Origin of the sequence: Celeribacter halophilus, assembly GCF_018860305.1 — a bacterium.
Lineage (GTDB): Bacteria > Pseudomonadota > Alphaproteobacteria > Rhodobacterales > Rhodobacteraceae > Celeribacter > Celeribacter halophilus_A.
Genome location: NZ_JAHKPE010000021.1, coordinates 24,824 through 49,720, shown reverse-complemented (window position 1 = coordinate 49,720; position 24,897 = coordinate 24,824). Strand labels below are relative to the sequence as shown.

Here is a 24,897-nt window from a genome sequence, read left to right as displayed (position 1 = left end):
AAACTATTCTCCGGCCATCACCTTCACGGGCTGTTCCGGTAGGACCGGACGGCATCCTTCGGGTCGTTCGGCAAGAATCCGGTCGAGAATCGCGGCTTTGCGCAGGGGTTTTGTCATGTAGTGATCCAGCCCCGCCGCCAGAATCTCCGTATCGTCGCCCGCCATCGCATGAGCGGTTAGCGCCACGATGGGCACATGGGTGCCGCTTTCCTGTTCAATCGCGCGGATTTGCCGTGTGGCCTCCTTGCCATCCACTTCGGGCATGGAAATATCCATAAAAATCATGTCGGGCCGGAAGGTTTGATACAGGTCCACCGCCTCGCGCCCGTTGTTGGCAAAGCGCAAATCGATATCGAGCGTCTTGACCATCTTGCTGAACACAAGCTGGTTCGTCTTGTTGTCCTCCGCCGCCAGAATACGCATCACACGTCCGCACCTGTCCTCTTGCGCGGGCGGTGACACGGGCAGGAGTTTGGATAGGGCTTGCCAGAGATCGGCCCTGAGCAGTGGTTTTTGCAGGATCGAGACGCCGTCCATGTCGAGCCGCTCCGCCTTTGTCGGACCCGCAGTCATCAGCACCACAGGGGCAGAAACCCCGCGGGCGCGGAGCGTGGAGATGGTCTCTTTCAGATCGGCGTCGGGCAGTTTGGCATCGATGAGATAGACGTGGAAATCGAGCGCGGAGGCCAGAACATCGTCTGCGGTGGAAAAGGGTGACACGTCAAAGCCCAAGGCAGTGAGGTGTTTCTCAAGGATCAGCGCATGGGCATGGATATGATCGACAAGCGCGGCTTTGTGCATCCATGTGGGCAGGGCAGGGGTTGCCTCCTCCTCCACCACATCCATCGTCAGGCGAAAGCCGAAACAGGAGCCGATGCCCTCCTCGCTATCCACCCAGATCTCGCCGCCCATCAGTTGCACAAGCTGGCGGGTGATGGCGAGGCCCAGTCCGGTGCCTTCAAACTTGCGATTGTGGGCGCCTTCGACCTGATTGAACTCGCCAAAAACATGCTCGATCATATCGGGGGCAATGCCGATGCCGCTGTCCTCGACCGAAACATGGATGCGCTGGCGTGTGCTGTTTTCCTCGGGCAGGCCGACGACCCGCACAATCACATGACCTGCGGGGGTGAATTTCACCGCATTGCCGATCAGGTTGGTCAGGATCTGCCGCATGCGTCCCTGATCGCCCATGAAAACGGTCGGCATGAACATGTCGTAGTCGATGATCAGATCGACTCCCTTTTGAGCGGCTGTGGGCTGTAAAAGCATCATGACGTCCTGAATACAGCGTTCCAGATCAAAGGGCTCTGGATGCAGGGACAGTTTCGAGGCCTCGATTTTCGAATAGTCCAGAATATCGTTGATGAGGTTCAAAAGTGCCTCGCCGGAGGATTTGATCGTCTCGACATAGAGCGTCTGTTCCTCGTCGAGATCGGTGTCCGCCAGAAGGTCGGACATGCCCACCATACCGTTCATCGGCGTGCGGATTTCGTGGCTCATATTGGCAAGGAAGGCGGATTTGGCGCGGTTTGCGGCCTCGGCTTTGGAGCGTGCTTTTTTCAGCCGCCGCTCGTAGCGGATCGTCGAGGTGATGTTGAGGCCCAAAGACACCATATCCCCGTCCGAAGAGCGCCGGTCGACCAGCTTCACGAACTGGTTGTTCCAGAGCCGGATCGTCTGCGGGTCGCGTGTGGGCGCGTGCCAGCGGTCGAGGGCGGCGTCGATAAAGGCATCTCTTGTGGTTTCCCCGATGTCGATCAGCCCCTCTTCCACGGCGAGGCGGACGATGTCGGGATAGGTGATGCCGGGTTTGATATCTTCAAGCCCGTCGAAAACCCGCAGATAGGCGGAGTTCGCGGCGATCATGACATCTGACGGATCAAAGACCGCAAATCCGTCCTCGATGGTTTCAATCGAATCCCAGAGACGGCGTTCGGCGATATGGACGGCGACGGTGGCCTTTTCGAGGTCCTGTTTGGTGCGCAGGTTCTCGTCGCGCAGAACTTCGGTCTCTTCGCGTTTGACGATGATCTGGTCCGATAGGGAGCGTGCGTGGCGGGAGAGCTTGCGATTGGCCTCAAACAGTTCCGCCTGTTTGAGTTCCAGCAACCGTTCCGCAGCGAGGCGTGCGCGGCGTTCCTGAGACAATCTATCCGACAGCGACATCTGGCCCTCTTCTCAAGCGCGTCCCGCACATTCTGGTTCCCAGATGTTCGGGCAACGCCGCACATGTTTCGATGTGGCGAGCTTTTCGCAATCAGCTTGTGTCAAATGCGGTGCGAAAGGCTTTCACCCCGCCCGATCCTCTCGGGCGTGCGCCTAGAGGATCAGAACAGGGTGAAAAGAGTCTTAAAGCGTGGCTGGAAATTGCCTGTCAAAGCGCGCGGCGGGCCGAAAATCTGCCTCGGCGCGGGCGAAAGGAGGCAATGGGCCTTCGTTTCAACCCGGATTGGCGTGGGCCAGATGCGCGCGGCCTGTTTCGGTCACGATTTGCTCGTGGCTGTTTTCGATCACCAGAACCGTCAGCGGACGTCCGTAGCCTGCACCCGTGTCAATGTCGATCCGGTTGCCGAAATGGGTGGCCTCGTCCAGCGCGGTGTGGCCATGCACCACAGTGAAGGGCAGCGGGCCGTGATAATCGAGCCAGCCTTCGCGGATCCAGATGAGATCATCTTCGGTCTGCCGCTCAACAGGCAGGCGCGGCTGGATGCCGGCGTGGACGAAAAGATAATCGCCCCAAGCATAGGTCAAAGGCGCGTTTTCGATGAAGTCGAGATGTGCTTCGGGCACGGCTTTGGCGGCGCGCATATGGGCGATCTCGAAGGCACCGTCTTCGGCCTCGACCCCGTAGGAGGCCAGTGTGTTTGTCCCGCCCAAGGCCGGATGCAGCCAGCTTTTGCCGGATTTGATGTGATCGTCATGAGCGATGCCGTGGCGCACGAAACGGGTGAACATGCGGTCGTGATTGCCACGGATCACCCGCCACGGTTTGCCCTCGTTGATGCCATCCATCAGATACTGGATGACCCCTGCGCTATCGGGCCCGCGGTCGACATAGTCGCCTAAGTGCAGAACCCGTGCGTCGTGGTCTCCGACACGTTCCTTGTCCGCGTCAATCCGTGCATGCGCAGCTTTGAGCATGTCGAGTTGACCGTGAATGTCGCCAATCGCGTAAATACGCAAGAGAGCCTCCTGTTACGATTTCATGCGGATCGCATGCCATTCGAGGTGGTCGCGCATGAAGGTGGAGATGAAATAATAGCTATGGTCATAGCCCTCTTGCATCCGAAGTGTTAGGGGCTGTCCGCTTTTTTCACAAACCTGTGTCAAAAACTCCGGTTTGAGTTGCCCTTCGAGGAAATTGTCGGCGCTCCCCTGATCGACGAGAATATCCGGCACACGCGCCCCGTCCTCGATCAGTGCGCAGGCATCGTATTGGCGCCATGCGGCCCTGTCCGCGCCGATATAGCCTGTCAGCGCCTTCTCGCCCCACGGGCAGTTCAGCGGGCTGACAATGGGGGCGAAGGCCGAGACGGCCTTGTAGCGATCCGGATTTCTGAGCGCGATGGTAAGCGCGCCATGCCCGCCCATCGAGTGCCCCATGATCGAGATGCGCTCCATATCGGCAGGAAACTGTGCACCGATCAGCGCGGGCAGTTCTTGCTCGATATAGTCGCGCATCCGGTAATGCTGCGCAAAGGGGGCTTCGGTGGCGTTCACATAGAACCCCGCGCCGAGACCGAAATCATAGGCCCTGTCGGGATCATCCGGCACACCTTCGCCGCGCGGAGACGTGTCCGGCGCTACGAAGATGAGGCCAAGCTCCGCACAGGCCGCGCGGAACTCGCCTTTTTCAGTGACATTGGCCTGCGTGCAGGTCAGGCCGGACAGGTAAAACACCACCGGAAGTTTCTCGCCCTCGGCATGGTCGGGCACGAAAGCGGAAAACTCCATCTCCGTTCCGGTCGATGTCGAGGCATGGGTATAGACCCCTTGCGTGCCGCCGTGGCTGCGATTCGTGGATTTTACCTGCATCGGATCACCTCTTAATATTCGATTACCGCACGGATCGACTTGCCTTCATGCATCAACTCGAAGCCGTGGTTGATCTCTTCCAGCTTCAGCTTGTGCGTGATCATCGGATCGATCTCGATCTTGCCGTCCATATACCAGTCGACGAATTTCGGCACATCCGTGCGTCCCTTCGCCCCGCCAAACGCCGTGCCTTTCCAGACGCGACCGGTGACAAGCTGGAACGGACGGGTCGAAATCTCCGCACCCGCAGGGGCCACGCCGATGATGACCGACACGCCCCAACCACGGTGCGAACATTCCAGAGCGTCCCGCATCACATTGACGTTGCCGGTCGCATCGAACGAATAATCCACGCCGCCGATCTGGTCCGCACCCTTCTTGGTGAGGTTGACGATCTCTTCGACCACCGTGCCGTCGATCTTCGACGGGTTCACGAAATGGGTCATGCCGAATTTGCGGGCCATCTCCGCCTTGTCGTCATTCAGATCAACGCCGATGATCATATCGGCACCGGCCATGCGCAGCCCCTGAATGACATTGAGACCAATGCCGCCAAGACCGAACACCGCCGCTGTCGACCCAATCTCGACGCCTGCCGTGTTGATCACCGCGCCAATCCCCGTGGTCACACCGCAACCGATGTAGCAAATCTTGTCAAAAGGCGCATCCTCACGCACCTTTGCCAGCGCGATCTCCGGCACCACCGTGTGGTTCGCAAAGGTGGAACAGCCCATGTAGTGATAGATCGGCGTGCCATCGAGCATCTTGAACCGCGTGGTGCCATCGGGCATCAGGCCCTGACCCTGCGTGTTGCGAATGGCGGTGCACAGGTTGGTCTTGCCCGACAGGCAGGAGGGACATTCGCGACATTCCGGCGTGTATAGCGGGATCACATGGTCGCCGGGTTTCAGCGTGGTGACGCCTTCGCCCACTTCCAGCACAACACCCGCGCCCTCGTGACCGAGGATACAGGGGAAAATCCCTTCGGGATCGGCCCCCGAACGGGTAAATTCATCCGTGTGGCAAAGGCCCGTGGCCTTCACTTCGATCAGAACTTCGCCCTTCTTCGGGCCTTCCAGTTCCACTTCCATAATTTCAAGCGGCTTTCCGGCTTCAAGAGCGACGGCGGCTTTCGTTCTCATGGTGTGTTCTCCCGTTGCGGCGCGGGCCGCATCTGTATTTGTGTTTGGTCACATGACGTAAAACGAAGGGCCGCTGGTTTGTCCAGCGGCCCCCCCTGATCGTTTTGTAAAAAACGCCTGTGCAATCAGACGTCCGCCTGAAATCAGACTTTGAAGTGCAGCGGGATCACGCGCTGGAACAGACCGGAGTCTTTGAGCGCCTTCACCGTTTCCTCTTTCACCGGCGTGTCGAGGAAGGTCATTGCGATCGCATCGCCACCTTCTTCGGCGCGGCCAAGGGTGAAGTTGGCGATGTTTTCATCATGTTCGGCCAGAAGCGTGCCGAGTTTCCCGATGATGCCCGGAACGTCCTTGTTGGTTGTGTAGAGCATATGCTCGCCCACTTCGGCGTCGATGGTGATGCCTTTGATCTGGATGAAGCGCGGCTTGCCATCGGAGAACACCGTGCCGGCGATGGTGCGGTATTTCTCGACGGTCTGGATGTCGAGCTTGATGTAGCCTTCAAAGGAACCGGAGGCATCCTGCGTGGTTTTGGAAAGCTGGATGCCGCGCTCTTTGGCGATCAGCGGTGCGGAAACCATGTTCACGTCGGGGTTCACCGCTTGCATGATGCCTGCAACCACGGCGGCTTCGAGTGCCTTGAGGTTCATCTCGGAAGCAACGCCATCATAGGTGATGTTGATCGATTCGATGGCTTCTTCGGTGACCTGACCGATGAAAGAGCCGAGATATTCGGCCAGCTTCACCCACGGGCCCATGACTTTCGCTTCTTCGGCGGTCATGGAGGGCATGTTCAGAGCGTTTTCAACGGCACCGTCCAGCAGGTAGTTGGACATTTGCTCGGCCACTTGCAGCGCCACGTTTTCCTGAGCTTCCGTGGTGGACGCGCCGAGGTGCGGGGTGCAGACCACATTGGGCAGACCGAAGAGTACGTTTTCTTTTGCGGGCTCTTCCGCAAACACGTCGAACGCCGCGCCAGCGATATGGCCGGATTTCAGCAGCTCGGCCAGAGCAACCTCGTCCACGAGACCGCCACGGGCACAGTTGATGATCCGCACGCCTTTTTTGGTTTTCTCAAGGTTCTCTTTCGAGAGGATGTTGCGGGTCGAATCGGTCAGCGGAACGTGCAGCGTGATGAAGTCGGCGCGCTTGAGAAGTTCGTCGAGTTCGACTTTTTCTACACCCATTTCATTGGCGCGTTCTTCAGAGAGGAAGGGATCGTAAGCGATCACTTTCATTTTCAGGCCCAGCGCACGGTTGCACACGATGCCACCGATGTTGCCTGCGCCGATGACGCCAAGCGTTTTCGCGGTCAGCTCGGTGCCCATGAATTTGGACTTTTCCCATTTGCCCGCGTGGGTGGAGGCGGAGGCTTCGGGGATCTGGCGTGCCACGGAGAACATCATCGCAATCGCGTGTTCTGCGGTGGTGATCATGTTGCCGAACGGCGTGTTCATCACGATCACACCTTTTTTCGACGCGGCTTCCTTGTCGACGTTGTCGGTGCCGATACCGGCGCGACCGACCACTTTGAGGTTGTCGGCTTTTTCCAGAAGCGACGGAGTCACTTTGGTGGCAGAGCGGATTGCCAGACCGTCATATTTGCCGATGACTTCGGCCAGCTTCTCTTTGTCTTTGCCAAGCTCGGGCATGAAGTCGACTTCGATGCCACGGTCGCGAAAGATCTGGACGGCGGTTTCCGAGAGTTTGTCGGAGACGAGAACTTTGGGGGCCATGTTGGGCGCTCCTCGGGAATATGTTGGGATTGGGAGCCGGGCGCAGACGCCCGGCACTTTGATCCTGTGGGGGCCGACAACAGTCAGACGAAAGTCCGACCGTTTGCCGACCGCCAAAAATCAGGTGTTATTGCTCGGCGATGCACTCTTCGAAGGCCCATTTGAGCCAGAGCGTCAGGGCCTCAAGATCGGAGGCTTCCACCGTCGCACCACACCACACGCGCAGACCCGCAGGGGCGTCGCGATAGGCACCGATGTCGTAAGCGGCGTTGTAGTCTTCGAGCTTCTTGGCCACGGCCTTCGCAAAGGCAGCGCCGTCCTTGATGCGTTCGTCGGTGAACTTGAGACACACGGAGGTGTTGGAGCGCGTCGCCTCGTCTTCAGCGAGGTTGGCGATCCAGTCATGACGGTCGCAGAAATCCCAAAGCACCTTGGCATTGGTGGTCGAACGCTTGATCAGACCTTCCAGCCCGCCAACCGTTTTCGCCCAGTCCAGCGCCACGAGGTAGTCCTCAACTGCCAGCATGGACGGGGTGTTGATCGTCGCACCGGTGAAGATCCCGTCGATCAGCTTGCCGCCTTTGGTCATGCGGAAGATTTTCGGCAGCGGCCATGCAGGGGTGTAGCTTTCCAGACGCTCGACCGCGCGCGGGGACAACACGATCATCCCGTGTGCCGCTTCGCCGCCCATGACCTTCTGCCAGGAGAAGGTGGTCACATCGAGCTTGTCCCAAGGCAGGTCCATCGCAAAGGCCGCAGAGGTTGCATCACAGATGGTCAGCCCTTCACGGTCAGCGGGGATTTTGTCGCCGTTGGGGACGCGCACACCAGATGTTGTGCCGTTCCACGTAAAGACAACGTCGGTGTTGAAATCGACATCCGCGAAATCGACGATCTGACCGTAGTCAGCGGTTTTCACTTCGGCGTCGATTTTGAGCTGTTTGACAACGTCTGTAACCCAGCCTGCACCAAAGGATTCCCATGCGCACATGGTCGCTTTGCGCGCGCCCAAGAGAGACCAGAGCGCCATTTCGACAGCGCCGGTATCAGAGGCCGGCACGATGCCGATTTTGTAATCGGCGGGAATGCCGAGGACCTCACGGGTCGTCTCGATCGCGGCTTTCAGCTTGTCCTTGCCAACCTTGGCACGGTGCGAACGGCCCAGTGGGGCGTCAGCCAGCAGATCCAGAGAAAATGTGGGGATTTTGGCGCAAGGGCCGGACGAAAAACGCGGGTTCGCAGGACGCGCCTGCGGATGCTTGGTAGCCATATCTGCTATCCTTCCAGATATAATGCCTCTCGTTGGGGAGAGGTGTCCCGCCGCCGCAGATATTCCCATGCAAAAGAAAAAGCAACTGTTCTTTCGCACCTGTTTTCGCCGCAGCGCAACATCCGCACCCGTCAGGGCGCGGGATTGCGCGGGGCTGTCCCATGAGGCTTTCCTGGCATCTTCTGTGCGCCAAACTGTAACCCTATGACGTGATTGTTGAGGGGCTTCACCCCTAAGGGTGGCCTTGAAATCTGACTGATGGGTCAAATGTTTTTGGCCGGAATTGTCATGTTTTTGTATCATTTTCGGGATTTTTTGCGTAAACATCCCTCCACTCGGCGCCTTAGAGGGGCGCGGGGGAGGGAGAGAGGCTGTCGGGGCCGGAATCTCCCGGCAACAGTCCGGCCTGCCCGCCTGTTGTGACTTGCCCCGATCCGATCAGGTCTGCGGCTAGAGGACGCAGACAAAGATGGTCGGACCGTTTCCAAACATCAGGACAAGACCCGAAAAATGTCATTCCGAATCGCTATAGCCCTCTGGGGCATCGTCATCCTTGCATGCTATGTCGTGCCATATTTCCTGCTCGGCTCCGTCGCGCATTGGACGGGGGCCTTCCTGTTCTGGACCCTCGCAGGCCTCGCCGTGATCCTTCTCAATGTCGTGGCCACCTCCGGTTTCGGGGAGGGCGACGAATGAATACCTCTCTCGTGCTCTGGGGCGTTGCCCTCTATGTGATCCTCGGCCTCACGGTCGCATGGATTTCCCGCGCCGGATCATCTTCTTCGATGTCCGATTACTTCCTCGGAAACCGCGCCATGAACGGCGTTCTGTCGGCGTTGAGCTACTCGGCGACGACCTATTCCGCCTTTATGATGGTGGGGCTTGCTGGCCTGACCTACAAAGGCGGCGTGGGGGCTCTCGGGTTTGAAATCGTGTATTTCGCAGGGGTGTCACTGGTTGCCATTTTTGGCCCGCGGTTCTGGGCGGTTGGCAAGCGCTTCAATTTCGTTACTCCCTCCGAGATGCTCGGCCATCGCTACAACAGCAAATGGGTGGCCGTGGCGGCGGGGCTGGTCAGCCTCGTCTTCCTCATTCCCTATTCCTCGGTGCAGCTCTCCGGTGTCGGCTATCTGCTTTCCGGCATGACCGGCGGTGCGATCCCCTTTGGTTGGGGCATCGTGATCGCAACGGTTCTGGCCATTTTGTTTTCCTATATCGCAGGCATCCGCTCCGTCATGTGGACAGACAGTTTGCAAGCTCTGGTGATGATCCTTGCCGCCGTGATCGTCTGTGTCCTCGTGATCTCCGAGCTTGGCGGGTTCAATGCTCTGTTCGATGCGGTTTCCGCGCGCAATCCGGAGATGTTGACCGTGCCGGGACCGGGTCTGTTCAGCTTCAAGACCTTCCTTGGCCTGACAATCCCGTGGTTCTTTTTCTCGATCTCGAACCCGCAGGTCAGCCAGCGTCTGTTCATGCCGAAATCCCTGCGTGCGCTGCGGCATATGCTGTTGATCTTTCTCTGCTTCGGACTGGTATACACCGTCGTCTCCGTGCTCTGGGGTTTCTCGGCCTATGTTGTTTTTCCGGACCTTGAGAAACCGGACTTGGCCACAGCGACACTTCTGGCCTCCGACTATGTGCCGCCGCTTCTGGGGGTGATCGTGATGATCGGTATTCTTGCGGCTGCGGTTTCGACCATCGACTCGATCCTGTTGACGCTGTCATCGGTCTTTGCCCGTGATGTCTGGGGCAACTTGTCCCCGTCGAAGGATGCGACGCAACTCAAGGTCGGCAAGTTCGTCATCCCCGTGATCTCGGTTCTGGCGTTGGCATTTGCCTCCTTCCAGATTTCGATGATCGCGATCCTGTCGGTGGCCGCCTCTGTCGGGCTGATCGTGACAGTGCCTGCGATTATCGGCGCATTCTTCTGGACGCGGGGCACGGCGGTTGGGGCTTTGTTGTCGATTTTGGGCGGCGTTGCCTTTGTCATCACCATGTATCTGACCGGAAACAAACTCTGGGGCCTTAATGCCGGAGTGCTGGCCTTGCCCGTTTCTGTAGCGCTTTTTGTCGGGGGCAGTTTGTTGACCCGTCCTGATGCGACGCGGGCGAAAGAGTTTCTGTCCGCCGCGCAGAGCAAGCGGACTTCCTGAGCGACGTCTCAAGACCTCCATATTACCATAAGCGGCCCTTCGGGGCCGCTTTGACTGTTGACCCTTGCCCGTTTCGAAAAGGCTGGAAAGCCTGTGCCGTGCGCGGTATCAGGCGGGCGCAAAGATATTTCGGAGCCTCCCATGTATGCCGTCACGCTTTTGACCAACCCTGCCGCCCCTGCGCTCAATCTTTCGACGGCGGAGGCTCTGCGCTCGGCTTGGGGAGGTGGTGATCTGAAGTGGCTCGCTTTGGGCGAGGCCGCAGAATTCATGGTCGAGAAGGTGCCATCCAACCTTTGGGACGTCTGGGAAGGTCTCCAGACGCAAGGTATCGACCTCGTTGTCCAACCCGCAGAGGGTCGCCGGAAAAAGATGCTTCTGGCCGATATGGATTCGACCATGATCCAGCAGGAATGCATTGATGAACTGGCCGATGTTGCCGGCGTGGGCGAGCGGGTCAAGGAGATCACCGCCAAGGCGATGAACGGCGAGCTGGACTTTGAAGGAGCTTTGACCGAGCGGGTCGGGCTTTTGAAAGGGTTGCCGGAAAGTGTCATTCAAAAGGTGATCGACGAGCGGATCACCTTTATGCCCGGGGGTAAGGCCCTTTTGGCGACAATGAAGCGCGACGGGGCCTATGCGGCGCTGGTTTCGGGCGGGTTTACGGCGTTTACGGGCTATGTGGCCGAAACGCTCGGATTCGACGAGAACCGTGCCAATACCTTGCTGGTTGAGAACGGTGAACTGGTCGGCAAACCGGGTCTGCCGATTCTCGGGCGCGAAGCCAAGGTCGCGGCGCTCAATGAGATCACCGAACGTCTCGGTCTGGCGCATGGCGAAGTGATTGCCGTGGGGGATGGGGCGAATGATCTGGGCATGTTGAAACTGGCCGGTGCGGGTGTTGCCTTGCATGCCAAACCGTCCGTTGCCGCCGAATGCGATATCCGTATCAACCATGGAGATCTCACCGCGTTGCTCTATGTTCAGGGCTACGCAAAAGCCGATTTCGCCGATGTTTGAGGTCTCGCTTGACCTGCTGCTGATCCTCATTGCCGCGGGGTTCGCCGCAGGATTTGTGGACAGTATCGCAGGCGGTGGTGGCTTGATTACAGTGCCTGCCTTGATGCTTGCGGGGATACCGCCGGTGCAGGCGCTTGCGACCAATAAGGTGCAGGGATTGTTCGGGGCCGGTATGGCGGCGATCAACTATGCGCGGGCAGGGCATGTCGATTTGCGCACGCAGATTGTGCCTGCGGTCCTGTCCTTCGCGGGCGCCATACTTGGTGCGCTTCTGGCCAGTTCTTTGCCCACGGATGTGATCAGGCTCGGCCTGCCCGTGCTTCTGATCGCGATTGCGCTTTTCTTTGCCTTCAAGCCGGGGCTGAACGATGTGGACCGCACCCAACGCATCACGCCAACCCTGTTTGCCGCGAGTTTTGTGCCTTGTATCGGCTTTTATGACGGTCTTTTGGGACCGGGCACAGGGGCGTTTTTCATGCTTGGGTTTGTGAGCCTTGCAGGCTATGGCATCCTGAAAGCCACCGCCCACACAAAGCTGCTGAACTTTGCTTCAAATGTGGGCGGGCTGGTCGGGTTTGTTCTGGTTGCCAAACCCTTGTGGATGCTGGGCCTCGCTATGGGCGTGGCCCAGATCGCGGGGGCCTATGTGGGCTCGACACTCGCCACAAGGATCGGTGCGCGACTGATCAAGCCCGTGCTGGTGATCGCTTCGACGGCTCTTGCGCTCAAGCTCGTTTCCGAGTGGTTTTGAGTCTTTATACAGCCAAGGAAACGAGAGCGTAGCGCGCGAGATTTCAGGCCGGAAAGCCCGCTGCCGGTTTGATTTCGCCTGTGTTGATTCCTGCGAAATTCGGCACGTCGGGGTTGAGGCGCTTTTTCACCAGCGGATCATTTGCATCGAGCGCACCAAGCTTCACCAGAAGGGCGGCGATGGCACATTCCGATGCGCGTGTCGCCCCGTCGGTAATTTTGAGCGCCACGCCCAGACCTTGTTCTGGCAGGATCGCGGTGAACACGCCTTCTGCGCCGGTTTTGATTGTAACTTTGCCCTTGGCTGCACGCATCAATTCGGTGCAGGCGCGACCCTCTCCGGCGACCAGATCGGGATAGCTGCGCATGGCTTTCGCCAAACGGAAAGCGGCACGCTCCATCCTGTCGCCCTCTTCGCGGGCTCCGGCGAAATAGCCCATAGCACGGCCCAATCCGCGCAGGGTTGTAGCAAAATTGGGGGCGGAACAGCCGTCGATGCCAAAGCCGGGGGAGGTCTCGCCCGTCACGGTTTCAAAGGCATCAAGCGCGGCCTTTTGCACGGGATGGTCGGGATCAACGTAGTCCGGTCCCGCACCCAGATGCTGGGTCAGGGTCAGGAAGCCGCAATGTTTGCCGGAGCAATTGTTGTGGATGCGGCATTTCCCGCTTTCGGCCTTGATCTGCGCATTGCGTGTGGGAATGTCCCACGGCGTCTGCGGGCCGCAAATCAGGTCGTTCTCGCTCAGACCCAGATCGTTGAGCCACGCGCCAACCCGTTTGGTGTGGATCGGCGCGCCCTGATGCGAGGCGCAGGACAGCGCGATCTGTTCTTCTGTCAGCCCCTTGGCATCCGCCGCGCCGGAGGTGATGAGCGGCAGCGCCTGAATCATCTTCACCGACGAGCGCGGCAGGATCACCGTGTCGGGATCGCCCCAGCTTTCGATCACTTCGCCATCGGCATTGCAGATCACGGCGATACCGGCGTGACGGCTCTCCAGAACCGGCCCGCGCCAAACCTCGACCATCTCTTGTGTCACGGCCATTTCTCGATCCTTTCACGTTTCAGCGAATTTCTGCCAAGGCCCTTTCCCAAGTCGGCGGAAGTGCGTTACTGTGCCGACAGACGATAGGATTTGGCCTGACCCCATTTGAAAACCGCAGCTATAGACAGCGGAGCGTGTGGTCAACAGAGGCCGACATAACGAGAGGCAGTGAGAGATCAATGAGTTTTTTCGTGAAACAGACCCTGTTTGCGGCGGCCCTTGCGGCGATGACAGGTCCGGCATTCGCGCAGGAAAGCACCAATCAAGTGGGATCGAACACTGATTGGTATGTCTATGAAGAGAGCCAGCCGACCAAGACCTGCTGGGCTGTGTCGGTCCCGAAAGAGACCCTGAACACCGATAGCGCGGGGCGTCCGAAGTCTGTGGTGCGCTCCGAGATTCTGCTGTTTGTCACCTATGGTCCTGGCAATGGGGTCAACGGACAGGTGTCGTTCCTTGGCGGTTATCCCTTTGCGCCGGGGTCGAATGTGACCATGGAAATCGGCGGCACGGAGTTCAACCTGTTCACCAATTCCGACGATGAGACGGCTTGGGCTGTTACGCCTGAAGACGATGCCAAGATCATCGCGGCGATGAAGCGCGGGGCAACGGCGACGCTCACAGGCCGGTCTTCGCGGGGCACGATCACCAAGGACACGTTCTCGCTTTTGGGCTTTACCGCCTCGGTTGAGGAAGCAGCAAAGCGCTGCGGCAAGTAAAGGCTTTATCAACAGAAGTGATCAGGGCCCTGCATTTGCGGGGCCTTTTCATATGGCTTTCTGGCCGGAAATCCTGTAAATGAACCGCTTAAATCGTTTCGCGAAAGCTCTGCGTGCAGGCTTTCGGGAGACGCCGTGTAACCTATTTGACGTGATAAGCCTTCCGTTATCGACTTGTGTTTCAAGTTGATCCCGTCAGGCGTTTATCACCGGTTTGAAGAGATCCGCCATGGAACCCAGCGCACCGATTACGCAGGATGTAATGACCTTTCCGCGCAAGGAAGAGCCGTCCGACAAGATCAACATTGTCGGGCTGACCCGTGATGCGTTGCGTCAGGTGTTGATCGAGCACGGCGCACCCGAAAAGCAGGCAAAGATGCGTGCGGGGCAGATCTGGCAATGGGTGTATCTCTGGGGCGTGCGCGATTTTGCCGAGATGACCAACCTTTCGAAAGCCTATCGCGAAGAACTGGCGGAGAAATTCGAAATCCGCATTCCCGAAGTGGTGTCCAAACTCGTGTCCGAAGATGGCACGCGCAAATATCTGGTGCGGATTGCGGGCGGTCATGAGGTCGAGGTGGTGTATATCCCCGAAGACGGGCGCGGCACGCTGTGCGTGTCGTCGCAGGTGGGCTGCACGCTGACTTGTTCTTTCTGTCACACGGGCACGCAAAAGCTGGTGCGGAACCTGACTGCGGGCGAGATTGTCGGTCAGGTGATGATGGCGCGGGACGATCTGGACGAATGGCCCGAGCGCGGCACCCGAACCGTTGAAGCGCGTCTTTTGTCCAATATTGTCCTGATGGGCATGGGCGAGCCCTTGTATAACTTTGAAAATGTGCGCGATGCGATGAAGATCGTCATGGACCCTGAAGGCATTCAGCTGGGCCGTCGCCGTATCACGCTTTCGACCTCTGGTGTTGTGCCGGAAATTCACCGGACGGCGAAGGAAATCGGCTGTCTTCTGGCGGTGTCCTTCCATGCGACCACGGACGAGACCCGCGATGTTTTGGTGCCGATCAACAAACGCTGGAACATCGACGCGCTTTTGACGGCTCTGGCGGAGTATCCCAAGGTCTCGAATTCCGAACGTATCACCTTTGAATATGTGATGATCGACGGGGTGAACGACACGGATGATGATGCACGTCGCCTTGTTCAGCATCTGAAAGACTACAAGATTCCGGCCAAGATCAACCTGATCCCCTTCAACGAATGGCCCGGCTCCGCTTACAAGCGCAGTTCGAACAACCGCATCCGCTCTTTTGCCGCGATTTTGATGGAGGCGGGCTATGCCTCGCCCATCCGTAAGCCGCGTGGCGAAGACATTATGGCGGCCTGTGGTCAGCTCAAATCTGCGACTGAACGCGCGCGCAAATCTCGCAAACAGATCGCAGCCGAAGCCGGTCTTTGAACCGGTAGTGTTGGTTTAACCATGCCCGTGGCAACCTACGAGCATGGAATGGGTGCGAATCAGAGATGATGGCACCTAACGCCGTCAGGGGCACGATTGCCGCGACACAGGGTTAGCTTTCGCGCCCGACGATTTCATCGCGCGGCCCTTCCTCAGGCCAGTCATCAATCGCGCGAACGGCCTCTTCTGCGGTTTCCACGAATTTGAACAGTTCCAGATCCTTGGGGGAAATGGTGCCCGCGTCGGCCAAGGCTTCCCAGTTGATGATGTTTTCCCAGAAGGAACGCCCGAACAACAAAAACGGCACACGGTTCATGCGGCCCGTTTGAATGAGGGTGAGGCTCTCGAACATCTCGTCCAATGTCCCGAATCCACCCGGAAAGACCACAATCGCCTTGGCGCGCATCAGGAAGTGCATTTTGCGGATCGCGAAATAGTGGAAGTTGAAACACAATTCCGGCGTGACATATTCGTTCGGGGCCTGCTCATGCGGCAACACAATGTTGAGGCCGATGGACAGCCCGCCCGCATCTTTTGCGCCACGGTTTCCGGCTTCCATCACGCCGGGACCACCGCCGGTCACGATGACATTCTCCCGATGCCCGTTGCCCTTGGCGCGTTCGGTCATGATTCGCGAGAAATCCCGTGCCTCGTCATAATATTTCGAAAGCTCGGCCAGCGTCTCGGTCTTGGCTGTCTCTTTCTTGTCGGGGGCCGGAATCCGTGCGCCGCCGAAAAGAACGATGGTGCTTTCCACCCCGAATTCTTCCATCAGAATTTCAGGCTTCAAAAGCTCCAACTGCAACCTGACGGGACGCAATTCGTCCCGAAACATGAAGTCATCATCCGTAAAGGCAAGCTTATAGGACGGTGAGCGGGTCTGTGGTGTGTCGGGAATATGGCGTGCGGTTTCCTGATCCACCCGGCTGTTGCGCAGGGGGTGGCGGCGGTCCATTGGTTTGGTGTCAGTCATCTGTGCTGCCTCATATGTCGTTTTGTCTCGTTACCTGTGCACTCTCACGCGTTGCGTGGGGGGGCTTGAGCGACTATAGCCTTTGGGAACAAATATTCCACGATGACCTCGGAGACCAACATGTCGAATGCCCAGCTCGAAGCCGCCATCGAAGCCGCATGGGACGCGCGCGATACCATCACGCCCGCGACCGGCGGTGAGACCCGTGAAGCCATTGAAGCGACATTGAACGCGCTCGACCATGGTGAAATTCGCGTGGCCGAAAAGCAGGAAGACGGCAACTGGAGCGTCAACCAATGGGCCAAGAAGGCCGTGCTTCTGGGATTCCGCATCAAGGATATGGAATTGCATGACGGCGGTCCGCAAGGCTCCGGCTGGTGGGATAAGGTCGACAGCAAGTTCAAGGGCTGGGGCACAGCCGAGTTTTCCGAAGCAGGCTTCCGTGCAGTGCCGAATGCCGTTGTGCGCAAGTCTGCTTATATCGCGCCGGGCGTGGTGTTGATGCCGTCTTTTGTGAACCTCGGTGCATATGTGGACAGCGGCACGATGGTCGACACATGGGCAACCGTCGGGTCCTGTGCGCAAATCGGCAAGAACGTCCACCTTTCGGGCGGTGCGGGTATCGGTGGCGTGCTTGAGCCGCTTCAGGCCGGTCCTGTGATCATCGAAGACAACTGCTTCATCGGTGCGCGCGCCGAGGTGGCCGAGGGTGTGATCGTCCGCGAAGGTTCCGTGCTGGGCATGGGCGTTTACCTTGGTCAGTCCACCAAGATCGTGGATCGCGAAACCGGCGAAGTTTTCTACGGTGAAGTGCCGCCCTATTCCGTTGTTGTTGCAGGGACGATGCCGTCGAAAAACGGTGTGAACCTGTATTGCGCGGTGATTGTGAAACGTGTGGATGCCAAAACCCGCTCCAAAACCGGTATTAACGAGCTTCTGCGCGACTGAAGTGAATTAAATTCAAGAGACGGGCGTGCAAAGGGGAACCTTTTCGCGCCCGTTTCGTTATATATTTGTCTGAAATATTTTTGATGCCGTAGATCGTCCGCAATCAATTCGTGATCCGAGTTCATTGCGGAGTGTTTAGGGTGAAACAGGAGGGTCACATGGGACTTGGACTTATTGCGTCGATCATCGTCGGGGGCTTGGCCGGTTGGATTGCCAGCCGCATGATGGATGCCAAAACCGGAATTTTTATGAATATCATTTTGGGGATCATCGGGGCATTTGTCCTCAACCTGATCCTCTCCCTGCTGGGCATTTACGCGGCGAACAGCTGGCTGCCACAGCTCATTGTCGGGACATTTGGCGCGATCCTTTTGATCTGGGTGACCCGCAAGCTCAGGTAGTTCCGTCAGCGTCGAAGGTGTAGGCGTCCTTGGCAAGCCGCTGCGCCTCAATACGCGACAGATGGGCCAGGGCGCGTTCCTCGCAGCCGCCATAGAGGGCCAGCGCGCCCGCCCAAAGCCTGCGCACGGAACGCGGGGACCACGGCAAGGCCGCCTCCATCAGCCAGAGCCGCAACGGGCGCGGCAGGCGGTCAAACTCTCGCATAGGGTCGTTTGATCGCCTCCGCTTGCGCAAGCTGGTGTTCAGATTGCTCATGCCGCCGCAGCCCCCCATTTCGGAAACGGATCATGGAGGGTTTGGGCCAGATCGAAATCGACCTGATCTTCCGGCCCGATCAGGGCAGAATCGAGTTTGGCGCGGATCAGTGCTTCGTTCATGCCGGAACCGATAAAGACGATCTCCTGACGCCGGTCTCCGAACCCGTCGGTCCAGACCTCTGCGATCTGCAAGCGGCCCTCGGGATGATCGGGCCAATATTTCTCAGGGACTGCCGCCCACCACCGCCCCAAGGGCTTGATCGTGCTAAGTGCGCCAGCCATGGAAAATTCTGCGGCCCAATCCGGACGGGTGGCCAGCCAGAAATGTCCTTTTGCGCGGATCACACCGGGCAAATCGCCGTTCAGAACGGTTTCGATTGTCGCCGGATCAAAGGGCCGACGCGCACGATAGACAAAGGATGTGACGTCATATTCGTCGGTTTCGGGTGTATGGTCGGCAAAGCCGTAAAGCTCTTTGGCCCAAAGCGGATGTTCATGGGCATGGTCGAAATCAAAGAGGCCGGTTCCGAGCACTTCCTCGGTGGCAACTTCCGAGTAATCGGTTTCAATCACCTTGGCGTCGGGGTTGAGGGCGGCGACAATTTTGCGCGCGGCCAGAAGTTTGTCCGGCCCCGCATCGGTGATCTTGTTCAGGATGATGACATCGGCAAATTCGATCTGGTCAACCAGAAGATCAACGATGCGCCGCGTGTCTCCTTCGCCAGCAACTTCACCGCGATCTTCGAGGAAGTCGTGACTGCTATAATCATTGAGCATGTTGACCGTATCGACGACCGTCACCATCGTGTCGAGGCGGGCAATGTCGTCGAGGCTTTCGCCGTTTTCATCACGGAAGGCAAAGGTCGCGGCAACGGGCATGGGCTCAGCAATACCGGTCGATTCGATGAGCAAATAATCATATTTTCCGGCGTCGGCGAGACGTCGGACTTCTGTCAGCAAATCGTCCCGCAAGGTGCAGCAGATACAGCCGTTGCTCATTTCGACAAGAGTTTCCTCGGTGCGCGACAGTTCCGCACCGCCCTGACGGACCAGGTCGGCGTCGATATTCACCTCGGACATATCATTGACGATCACCGCGACGCGCAGACCGGCGCGATTGTTCAGAAGGCGGTTGAGCAAGGTGGTTTTGCCGGAGCCGAGGAAACCGGAGAGGACAGTGACAGGCAAGCGTTCGGGCATTTGGGTGTTCCTTCGTGGAGAGACGTCGCGAAAATAGGTATGTAATAACATAACGTCAAGACTCATTCCCGAAGTTGAACCACGATTTGCCTGCTTGACTTTTTACCCGCGCCTCCGCAAAGGGAAGGCATGTCAAAATCCGCAAAACCCTCCCGTCAAAAAGTCTACACCCTTCTGGTCGAAGTTGGCCGTAAGGACGGTGACGGCTTGCCCAAAGGGGCAACAGGCGGCGCGCTGATGATCTACGCTTCTGGCGTGGACGAAGCAGAAGCCGTGCGCGAGACTGTCGCGATCCTGAAACAGGCGGATGTGGCGCCGCTGGATGTGACCGGCTACGGCACGCTCGAAGAGCGCCTTGCCGAGGGGCACGAGATTTCCGACGAGGAAAAAGAGCTGATGCAGCGCGCGCTGGACGAAAACTCGGTGATCGTCGCGCAGATGACCCCGTTTTTCGAAGGCGACAACGGGACACGTCACTAAAGTGACGGCAAAGTGACGGTTTCCCGCCGGATCAGTCTCTAAAACCTGTCTTGCTCCGTCTTATTTCTGGCCGAACCATTTGCGGTAAATCTGGTTATAGGTGCCGTCTTCGCGCAGCTTGAGCAGGCTGTGGTTGATCTGGTCGGCGTTCGGAGAACTGGTCGGCAAAGCGATACCATAGTTTTCCGGCAGGAAAATCGGCCCGACCACACGTCCGATCCCTTTGCCCTCATGGCTGACGTAATAGGCAAGGATCGGTGCATCGAAGACAACGGCATCAATATCGCCTTGTTCAAAGGCCTTAATCAACTCTTCAGGATTGGCATAGGGATCGAAATTCAGATCGCGCCGGAGAAGAAACTCGGCGGCGGTGGAGTTTTCGACCGTGCCCACAGCTTTGCCGTAAAGATCGCCAATGCCGGAGACATTCGACTGGATGGCTTCAATCGTCAGCACAGCGGTAATGCGCGCGACAAAGACAGACACGAGAAACAGAGACGAAATCACCAGAAAGACACCAAACACGCGCCCCATAGGCGAGCGCGGCTGGCGCTCTTCGAAACCACCATTCACCACGAGGTTCAGCGCCCACCAAAAGGCGGGGAACATGGCTTTGCGTGCGGGCAGGGCGAAGTATTCCTGATGATGCTTTTCAAAATACCACATCAACATGCCGCCACCGAATAGAAGGGCAAATGCACCAGCAATCGCCAGAACCATGTCCCGTGACATAATCGCCGACCAGATCGAAATCTCCCCGCCATCGGCGCGGGTCATGATCTGGAGACCCGCCTCAAAGATCGGCTGGGTGAAATCCATCACCAATTCGCGGCTGGAGGTGATCGAAATGTTGCCCACGGCGGCGTCAGCCTCGCCGTTTTCGATGGCCGCGAGCATTTCGGGGAAGGTGTCGACGCGGGAAACCGTATAGGACCAGCCGAGATCTTTCGCGAGAGCGTCCCACAAATCTATGGCAAATCCGGTTTGCTCGCCGCCTTCTTCCATTGAAAACGGCACGCGGGTTACGGTCATGACTTTGTGGTCTTGGGCTGTTGCCGAGAATGGACCGCACAGCACAAAAAATGTCGCTAAAATGCGCAAAACGTGTTTCATAGTCGTCCCTCATCTGTCTCTGCGTATGGCATAGGACAGGGGCCGTTTTCAATCGCGGAACAAAAGACGGCTTTTATGACGTTACGGGTCGGGAGAGGGGTGACAAAAGTGCAACGACTTCGCGTCTTGGGTGCACAAAGAGCAGACACAATCACTTTTGGGGCGTGTGGAGGTGTCGGATCACGTCGGGTTAACCTTTGCATTGCTCACCGGCGCAAGCCTCGGTAGTTCTACGGGGCAACAATCCCAGAGGACGTATTATGGCCCTAGACCCCGTTGAATTGACCGCCGCTTTGGTTCGCTGTCCGAGTGTGACACCCCTTGAGGCGGGCGCGCTTGAATTGCTTGAAAAGACCCTAAGTGAGGCCGGATTTAGCTGTGTCAGGGTCGATCGCAACGGGACGCCGAATCTGTTCGCGCGATGGGGAGACAAGGCCGCGCCGCGCACGCTGGGTTTCAACGGGCATACGGATGTTGTGCCTGTTGGCGATGAGTCCGCTTGGACGGTCGATCCGTTCGGCGGCGAGATCAAGGAGGGCAAGCTCTGGGGGCGTGGGGCGACCGATATGAAGTCCGGCGTGGCCGCATTTGTCGCGGCGGCTTGCGATTATACGACCCGAAACCGGCCCGATGAGACTGCTATCATCATTTCCATAACCGGAGATGAAGAGGGGGACGCTACGGACGGGACCATTGCGCTTCTGGATTATATGGAAGAGGCGGGCGAGAAGATGAGCGTGTGTCTGGTCGGTGAGCCGACCTGTCCGAACACGATGGGCGAGATGATCAAGATCGGTCGGCGCGGCTCTATTACCGGATATTTCACGGCGCACGGGACGCAAGGCCATGTCGCCTATCCGCATCAGACCCTCAATCCCGTGCCGGCTCTGGCGAAGCTGATGTCGGAACTGTCTGAGCATTGCCTTGATCAGGGCACCGAACATTTCGATCCGTCCAACCTTGAGGTGACGACCTTTGATGTGGGTAATGCGGCCACCAATGTCGTGCCCGCCACTGCGCAGGCAACGGTCAATATCCGCTTCAACGATGCCCATTCGGGCGCGTCTTTGAGTGACTGGATACGTGCCAAGGCGAAAGCGATGTCCGAGAAAACAGGCGTCGCGATTGATGTGAGTTTCCAGATTTCCGGCGAAAGTTTCCTGACGCCGCCGGGTCGTTTTGTCGATCTGGTTGCGGAGGCGGTTGCCAAATCCACGGGTGTTACGCCGGAGCTGTCCACCACAGGTGGCACGTCTGATGCGCGTTTCATCAAAAACCATTGCCCCGTAGTTGAATTCGGGCTGGTTGGAAAGACCATGCATAAGGTCGATGAGCATGTGGAGGTCGCCCACATCACCGCTCTGAAAGATGTCTATTCCAGCCTGATTGGAGACTATTTCGCATGACTGTCACAATCTCGAAAACCTCAGATATCGACGCCTGTCACAAGCTGAGAATGGCGGTCTTCGTCGAGGAGCAAAAAGTGCCTGTCGAAGATGAGATTGATGATCTCGACGATATATCAACGCATCTTCTTGCCAAGGGTGTGGATGGCGCGGCGCTTGGCACGGCGCGCATTTATGAGGTCGGAGAGATTGGCAAGATTGGTCGGGTTTGTGTCGTGAAATCGCAGCGCGGCACGGGGCTCGGTGCGCGGTTGATCGAGGCCTGCCTTGAAGAATTGCGTCAGCGTCCGCATTTGAAACAGGCCAAGCTCGGCGCACAAAACCATGCAATCGGGTTTTATGAACGCTTCGGTTTTCGCGTGATTGGCGAGGAATATCTGGACGGGGGCATTCCGCATCACGATATGGTTCTGGACCTGTAGGCGCTTTTGGGGTGGCGATAGACCGCCTGCCTGCGCAACTTCACGTGTGAAATCCTGACGGGAGATCGCTTTGCCAGTGGTGAGGCGGATCGCCTCGTGATAGCTTTGGTGTATGAGCAGGATCCCAACCAAGGACGAAATCCTCCAGTGGATTTCGGACAACCCGACCCAAACCGCGAAACGCGACATTGCCAAGGCTTTCGGCATCAAAGGCGCTGCGCGCATTGATTTGAAACGCGTGCTCAAAGAGCTTGAGGACGAGGGCCATCTGCGCAAACAGCGTAGAACCTATCGCGATCCCGACAAACTGCCTCCGGTGTCTGTGCTGTCCGTGCTCGCGCCGGACCAGAACGGTGATCTCTTCGCGCGTCCTTTGGAGTGGACCGGAGACGGTCCCGAGCCGCGGGTTCTTTTGTCGCTCAGAGACAGCGATCCCGCGCTTGGCGAAGGGGAGCGCATCCTTGCGAAACTTCAGGAAGTGAAGGGCGAGGATCATCAATATCTGGCACGGCTGATCCGGAAAATAGGCTCTAACCCACGCAAAATCCTTGGCGTTTACCGTAAAGGCGCGGAGGGCGGGCATGTTGTGCCTATCGATAAGGGTAACGAGAAAGACTATCTTGTCCGCGCGGGCAATGATTACGGCGCACATGACGGTGAGTTGGTCGAGGCCGAACAGGCCGGACCGAAGAACCGGATGGGCCTGCCGAACGCACGGATAATAAACCGTCTGGGCGACCCGACTGCGCCCAAAGCGGTGTCGTTGATCGCGATTCACCAACACGGCATCCCAGACGAATTTCCCGATGAGGTCATCGCAGAGGCTGACAAGGCCAAACCCGCGGGTCTCAATGGCCGCGAAGACCTTCGCGATATGCCGCTTGTGACGATTGATCCGGCGGATGCGCGAGACCATGATGACGCGGTTTGGGCCGAGTTCGACACGGATCCGAAGAATGAAGGCGGTTTTATCCTTTGGGTCGCGATTGCTGATGTGGCCTATTATGTGACGCCCGGCTCGGCGCTGGATCGCGAGGCGTGGAATCGGGGCAATTCGACCTATTTCCCGGATCGCGTGGTGCCCATGCTTCCGGACCGCCTCTCCGGTGATCTGTGCTCGCTGCACGAGGGTGTGCCGCGCGCTTGTATTGCGGTGCGGATGGTGATTGATGCGGAAGGTAAAAAGCTCTCGCACCGGTTTGTTCGCGGTTTGATGAAATCCGCCGCCTCGCTCAACTATGCGGAAGTTCAGGCGGCGCGTGACGGTGATGTGAATGACAAATGCGGCCCGCTGATGGAGACCGTCATCACACCGCTGTTCGAGGCTTACGAAGCCCTCAAACGCGCGCGCACGGCCCGTCAGCCGCTGGATTTGGATCTTCCCGAACGCAAGATCGTTCTTGACGAAGACGGGCGTGTGTCCTCCGTCGCTCTGTCGGAACGCTATGATGCACACAAGCTGATCGAAGAATTCATGGTGCTGGCCAATGTGGCGGCGGCCGAAGAGTTGTTCCATCGCAACCGCCCGCTTTTGTATCGCGTTCACGAAGAGCCTTCGGACGAGAAAATGGATGCCCTGCGCGAAGTGGCGCAGGCTTCGGGCTTCACGCTGGCCAAGGGGCAGGTGATCCATACGTCGCACCTGAACAAACTTCTGGCGCAGGCCGAAGGAACGGATCACGACGAGCTGATCAACATCTCGACGCTGCGCTCAATGTCGCAGGCTTATTACTTCCCCGAGAATTTCGGGCACTTTGGCCTCGCGCTGCGGTCTTACGCCCATTTCACCTCTCCGATCCGGCGGTATGCTGATCTGATCGTGCACCGCGCACTGATTTCGGCGCATGGCTGGGGCAAGGACGGCTTGTCGCCGGAAGAGATCGAAAGGCTCGAAGCCACCGCAAAACACATTTCCGAGACCGAACGGCGCTCTATGGTTGCCGAGCGGGATACCAATGACCGCTATCTAGCCTCCTATCTGAGCGAGCGCGTTGGTAACGAGATGACGGGACATATTTCCGGCATCCAGAAGTTTGGTGCTTTCGTCAAGCTTGACGAAACGGGGGCGGACGGGCTTGTGCCGGTGCGGACGATCGGGGCGGAGTTCTTCCATTTTGATCCGGAGGAACAAACCCTCATGGGCGCGGAGACCGGTATTGTGATTTCTGTTGGTCAGAAAGTCACCGTGCGAATCGCGGAAGCGGTGCCGGAGACGGGCGGGTTGGAATTGGAACTGTTGTCCATTGACGGGGCCATGCTGCCGCGCGGTCCGCGCCGTGCAAAGGGGCGTCCTGTCTCGCGCAAATATAACAAGTCCAAGGCGAAGAAAGCCAAGCTCAAGAAAAAGGTGCAGCGCCGGAGAAAGTGAGATCGTAGCGGAAAATCGCCGCTCGAAATTTGCCCAGTTCAAG

At 58.0% G+C, this 24,897-nt stretch carries 23 protein-coding genes; 12 read left to right on the top strand and 11 right to left on the bottom strand.

All coding sequences use genetic code 11. The features are described from left to right. Positions 1 to 3: 3 nt before the first annotated feature. The 6 genes from KO492_RS07715 to KO492_RS07690 form a co-directional block, all read right to left on the bottom strand. Positions 4 to 2,169 carry an ATP-binding protein gene (locus KO492_RS07715; RefSeq protein WP_216044435.1) on the bottom strand — a complete coding sequence of 722 codons (2,166 nt, stop codon included), beginning with the start codon at positions 2,167 to 2,169 and terminating at the stop codon, positions 4 to 6. Positions 2,170 to 2,442: 273 nt separating this feature from the next. Continuing rightward, complete coding sequence (locus KO492_RS07710; RefSeq protein ID WP_216044434.1) at positions 2,443 to 3,186, bottom strand: metallophosphoesterase family protein; 744 nt, start codon at positions 3,184 to 3,186, stop codon at positions 2,443 to 2,445. 12 nt (positions 3,187 to 3,198) lie between these two features. Beyond that, positions 3,199 to 4,038, bottom strand: a complete 840-nt coding sequence (gene fghA / locus KO492_RS07705) for an S-formylglutathione hydrolase (protein WP_216044433.1) — start codon at positions 4,036 to 4,038, stop codon at positions 3,199 to 3,201. 11 nt (positions 4,039 to 4,049) lie between these two features. Then, entirely contained in the window at positions 4,050 to 5,180 is a 1,131-nt protein-coding gene (locus tag KO492_RS07700) for an S-(hydroxymethyl)glutathione dehydrogenase/class III alcohol dehydrogenase (RefSeq protein ID WP_216044432.1), read from the bottom strand. 143 nt (positions 5,181 to 5,323) lie between these two features. Further along, positions 5,324 to 6,916, bottom strand: a complete 1,593-nt coding sequence (gene serA / locus KO492_RS07695; protein WP_216044431.1) for a phosphoglycerate dehydrogenase — start codon at positions 6,914 to 6,916, stop codon at positions 5,324 to 5,326. Between the two features lie 127 nt (positions 6,917 to 7,043). Then, the gene (locus KO492_RS07690; RefSeq protein WP_216044430.1) at positions 7,044 to 8,186 is read right to left on the bottom strand and encodes a phosphoserine transaminase; all 1,143 of its coding nucleotides are present in this window, start codon (positions 8,184 to 8,186) and stop codon (positions 7,044 to 7,046) included. A 510-nt stretch (positions 8,187 to 8,696) separates the two neighbouring features. On the opposite strand from KO492_RS07690, the gene KO492_RS07685 reads away from it, so the two are divergent. The 4 genes from KO492_RS07685 (at position 8,697) to KO492_RS07670 (ending at position 12,110) form a co-directional block, all read left to right on the top strand. Beyond that, entirely contained in the window at positions 8,697 to 8,882 is a 186-nt protein-coding gene (locus KO492_RS07685) for a hypothetical protein (RefSeq protein ID WP_066601170.1), read from the top strand. Then, positions 8,879 to 10,339 (top strand): sodium:solute symporter family protein, encoded by a 1,461-nt coding sequence (locus KO492_RS07680; RefSeq protein ID WP_216044429.1) that lies wholly within the window; start codon positions 8,879 to 8,881, stop codon positions 10,337 to 10,339. Before KO492_RS07685 ends, KO492_RS07680 begins: the two co-directional genes overlap by 4 nt. 141 nt (positions 10,340 to 10,480) lie before the next feature. Then, positions 10,481 to 11,359, top strand: coding sequence for a phosphoserine phosphatase SerB (gene serB / locus KO492_RS07675; RefSeq protein WP_216044428.1), 879 nt, complete (start codon positions 10,481 to 10,483; stop codon positions 11,357 to 11,359). Further along, positions 11,352 to 12,110, top strand: a complete 759-nt coding sequence (locus tag KO492_RS07670) for a TSUP family transporter (RefSeq protein ID WP_216044427.1) — start codon at positions 11,352 to 11,354, stop codon at positions 12,108 to 12,110. Before serB ends, KO492_RS07670 begins: the two co-directional genes overlap by 8 nt. A gap of 43 nt (positions 12,111 to 12,153) precedes the next feature. On the opposite strand, the gene KO492_RS07665 is transcribed toward KO492_RS07670, so the two are convergent. After that, positions 12,154 to 13,152, bottom strand: coding sequence for an asparaginase (locus tag KO492_RS07665; protein ID WP_252735436.1), 999 nt, complete (start codon positions 13,150 to 13,152; stop codon positions 12,154 to 12,156). Between the two features lie 179 nt (positions 13,153 to 13,331). Between KO492_RS07665 and KO492_RS07660 the strand changes: the two genes are divergently transcribed. Next, positions 13,332 to 13,871, top strand: a complete 540-nt coding sequence (locus KO492_RS07660; RefSeq protein WP_216044426.1) for an invasion associated locus B family protein — start codon at positions 13,332 to 13,334, stop codon at positions 13,869 to 13,871. A gap of 229 nt (positions 13,872 to 14,100) precedes the next feature. Next, on the top strand, positions 14,101 to 15,285 hold the full coding sequence (gene rlmN, locus KO492_RS07655; RefSeq protein WP_216044425.1) for a 23S rRNA (adenine(2503)-C(2))-methyltransferase RlmN: 1,185 nt from the start codon (positions 14,101 to 14,103) through the stop codon (positions 15,283 to 15,285). Positions 15,286 to 15,397: 112 nt separating this feature from the next. Here the strand turns inward: rlmN and KO492_RS07650 are convergent, their stop codons facing one another. After that, positions 15,398 to 16,258: a TIGR00730 family Rossman fold protein gene (locus KO492_RS07650; RefSeq protein WP_216044424.1), complete on the bottom strand. Its 861-nt coding sequence runs from the start codon at positions 16,256 to 16,258 to the stop codon at positions 15,398 to 15,400. A gap of 120 nt (positions 16,259 to 16,378) precedes the next feature. Here KO492_RS07650 and dapD point away from each other — a divergent pair, with 120 nt between their 5' ends. Beyond that, positions 16,379 to 17,206, top strand: coding sequence for a 2,3,4,5-tetrahydropyridine-2,6-dicarboxylate N-succinyltransferase (gene dapD / locus KO492_RS07645; RefSeq protein ID WP_216044423.1), 828 nt, complete (start codon positions 16,379 to 16,381; stop codon positions 17,204 to 17,206). Positions 17,207 to 17,364: 158 nt separating this feature from the next. Continuing rightward, complete coding sequence (locus KO492_RS07640) at positions 17,365 to 17,607, top strand: GlsB/YeaQ/YmgE family stress response membrane protein (protein ID WP_066601186.1); 243 nt, start codon at positions 17,365 to 17,367, stop codon at positions 17,605 to 17,607. Here KO492_RS07640 and KO492_RS07635 read toward each other — a convergent pair. Further along, the gene (locus KO492_RS07635) at positions 17,600 to 17,812 is read right to left on the bottom strand and encodes a DUF6525 family protein (protein ID WP_417245254.1); all 213 of its coding nucleotides are present in this window, start codon (positions 17,810 to 17,812) and stop codon (positions 17,600 to 17,602) included. The two genes, KO492_RS07640 and KO492_RS07635, sit on opposite strands and share 8 nt — an antisense overlap. Positions 17,813 to 17,859: 47 nt before the next feature. Further along, on the bottom strand, positions 17,860 to 19,065 hold the full coding sequence (locus tag KO492_RS07630; protein WP_216044421.1) for a GTP-binding protein: 1,206 nt from the start codon (positions 19,063 to 19,065) through the stop codon (positions 17,860 to 17,862). A 129-nt stretch (positions 19,066 to 19,194) separates the two neighbouring features. Between KO492_RS07630 and KO492_RS07625 the strand changes: the two genes are divergently transcribed. Further along, entirely contained in the window at positions 19,195 to 19,545 is a 351-nt protein-coding gene (locus tag KO492_RS07625) for a hypothetical protein (protein ID WP_216044420.1), read from the top strand. 60 nt (positions 19,546 to 19,605) lie between these two features. On the opposite strand, the gene KO492_RS07620 is transcribed toward KO492_RS07625, so the two are convergent. Further along, entirely contained in the window at positions 19,606 to 20,577 is a 972-nt protein-coding gene (locus tag KO492_RS07620) for a transporter substrate-binding domain-containing protein (RefSeq protein WP_252735435.1), read from the bottom strand. Between the two features lie 341 nt (positions 20,578 to 20,918). Between KO492_RS07620 and dapE the strand changes: the two genes are divergently transcribed. The 3 genes from dapE (at position 20,919) to rnr (ending at position 24,854) form a co-directional block, all read left to right on the top strand. After that, positions 20,919 to 22,064 (top strand): succinyl-diaminopimelate desuccinylase, encoded by a 1,146-nt coding sequence (gene dapE, locus KO492_RS07615; RefSeq protein ID WP_216044418.1) that lies wholly within the window; start codon positions 20,919 to 20,921, stop codon positions 22,062 to 22,064. Beyond that, complete coding sequence (locus tag KO492_RS07610) at positions 22,061 to 22,486, top strand: GNAT family N-acetyltransferase (protein WP_216044417.1); 426 nt, start codon at positions 22,061 to 22,063, stop codon at positions 22,484 to 22,486. Before dapE ends, KO492_RS07610 begins: the two co-directional genes overlap by 4 nt. 112 nt (positions 22,487 to 22,598) lie before the next feature. Next, the gene (gene rnr / locus KO492_RS07605) at positions 22,599 to 24,854 is read left to right on the top strand and encodes a ribonuclease R (RefSeq protein WP_216044416.1); all 2,256 of its coding nucleotides are present in this window, start codon (positions 22,599 to 22,601) and stop codon (positions 24,852 to 24,854) included. The last annotated feature ends 43 nt before the right edge of the window (positions 24,855 to 24,897 follow it).